Source organism: Vibrio sp. OPT46, assembly GCF_015163535.1.
Taxonomy (GTDB): domain Bacteria; phylum Pseudomonadota; class Gammaproteobacteria; order Enterobacterales; family Vibrionaceae; genus Vibrio; species Vibrio alginolyticus.
Genome location: NZ_JADDYG010000530.1, coordinates 20,181 through 22,096, shown reverse-complemented (window position 1 = coordinate 22,096; position 1,916 = coordinate 20,181). Strand labels below are relative to the sequence as shown.

Sequence of the window (1,916 nt, the reverse complement as noted above, 5' to 3'; positions counted from 1 at the left end):
TTGCTCTAGCCAGTAGCGCGTTTCTGGTGAGGCTTCAGCTTCGTTTGATGCCAATAATTGTTGTGCGTACTCGTATTGTTCGATGGGGTCATTTGGAGCTTGAGAGGCAAGTGAGTAGCCAGAAAAGCTGAGGCTAAATAAGCAGAGTAGGGCAGACGTTTTGACAGACATTAATATGTCAGGCCTAACGATAATGGTTAGGCCTGCTCCGGTAATTTTTTATTATTACCGTTATGGTGCAACCAAATTACTTCAGTGGCAAGATCTGGATTTCAACACGACGGTTGCACGCACGACCTTCAGAAGTTTGGTTTGAGCAAATTGGGTTACGTTCGCCGTAGCCGCGTGCAATTGCACGACCAGGTGCAACGTTTTGAGATACTAGGAATTGACGTACGGACTCTGCACGGCGCTCTGACAACGTTTGGTTGTATGACTCACTACCTGTGCTATCCGTGTAACCATCAATAACGAGACTGGTATCTGGGTACTCAACTAGGATGCGAGCAACACCGCGTAGAGTATTATGGATACTAGCATCAAGCTGGTAAGAGCTTGAAGAGAAGCCGATACCGTTTTCCATACGCAGTAAAAGCTGATTTTCACCAACACGCTGAACTTGTACGCCAGAGTTTAGCAAAGCGCGACGTAATTCCGCTTCTTGTTGGTCAAAGTAGTAACCAACGCCAGCGCCAGTCGCTCCGCCTGCGGCTGCACCAATGAGTGCATGCTGACGACGTTCTTTAGCATCATCACCCGTTGCTAGGCCGATTGCTGCGCCCGCGATCGCACCAATAAGCGCGCCTTGCGTGGTGGAGTTAGTTTCGTATTCACCCGTTGTTGCATTTTGGCGTTGAGTGGCTTGACAGCCAGTAAGAGCTAGCACTAGAGCTAGTGCAATAGGCATCTTTTTCAAGGGAAATCTCCGTATAAAACTGAGGCGAAACCATGCCTCATAATGGGATGCGAATTATGAATAAACAAGCATTAATATTTGTTATGAGAAAGTAAGATTGATAAGAGTTTATGTAAGAAAATTCCTATCAATACTGCCAAAGCTCTCAAAGTAAGCCCCATAGACATCGAAGTCATTGCTGCTTATGTGAATCCTTTACTATTCTGGCTATTTCGATGAATCGCCCAACATTTTACGTGCTTGTTCGCCGCCCACTCCACGGTTAACTGAAACCTTTCTACCTTTCTTTAAGCCCACTTCGTAGTCTTCAGTTAGGTTTTTCATCGCTTCTTTCAATTGCTTCTTGAACGTTTCGCGGTCAATGTTTTGGAATTCTTTATCAATATAGTCATTAATTTTATTGGCCGACTCTTCATCTGGAGAAATAATTGGCAATTTTTCAATCGCGCCTTCCACCCAGCCAGATACAAATGAGTTCACACGGCGAGTCACTTCCTGAGAAGAGGTGCCGGTGCCAGCAAAGCTGTTTCGGAATTGTCCGGTACTTTCGTTCATCTCGCGATAAACAATATCGAAAGCAAATGCAGCAAAAATAGCGCGATCTGCTTCACCGATAAATTCGACACGTTTGAGCCCTTTGTGATTCAACAATACTGCTTCGACACCGAATTTTGTGTTAATGCCGCGAATCACTCGCAATATGGTAGAACTGATGTTCGCTGGTAGCAGATGAGAAGATTGTGTTTTTCCCATTCTGATGAACTCAATATCGTCTTTATCGAGACCATATTTAAGCATGAGGCGATGTGCCATTTTGATAGCATTGGCAGCCTCATTAACATTAGCGGAATTGCCCAGTTCTAAGCACTTGGCGATTTTTTTCAGAGCTTTTTGTTTATCCATCGACAACCAGTAACGAAAGCAGAAAATTTATGAAGTCAGACATATTACCTTTTTTGACATAAAAACGAAATACAAGGTGGGACTGAAGATAATTTCT

Annotated in this window: 2 protein-coding genes; both read right to left on the bottom strand. The window is 44.1% G+C overall.

What is annotated here, in order from left to right; translation table 11 throughout:
* Nucleotides 1-247: 247 nt before the first annotated feature.
* Nucleotides 248-907, bottom strand: a complete 660-nt coding sequence (locus IQR33_RS21575; RefSeq protein ID WP_005377956.1) for an OmpA family protein — start codon at nucleotides 905-907, stop codon at nucleotides 248-250.
* A gap of 216 nt (nucleotides 908-1,123) precedes the next feature.
* Nucleotides 1,124-1,819: a DUF2786 domain-containing protein gene (locus IQR33_RS21570; protein WP_005377954.1), complete on the bottom strand. Its 696-nt coding sequence runs from the start codon at nucleotides 1,817-1,819 to the stop codon at nucleotides 1,124-1,126.
* Nucleotides 1,820-1,916 lie beyond the last annotated feature (97 nt).

Excerpts from the sequence above, each read along its gene's own strand:
- IQR33_RS21575 (WP_005377956.1), bottom strand. The coding sequence starts at position 907 with ATGCCTATTGCACTAGCTCTAGTGCTAGCTCTTACTGGCTGTCAAGCC.
- IQR33_RS21570 (WP_005377954.1), bottom strand. The coding sequence starts at position 1,819 with ATGGATAAACAAAAAGCTCTGAAAAAAATCGCCAAGTGCTTAGAACTG.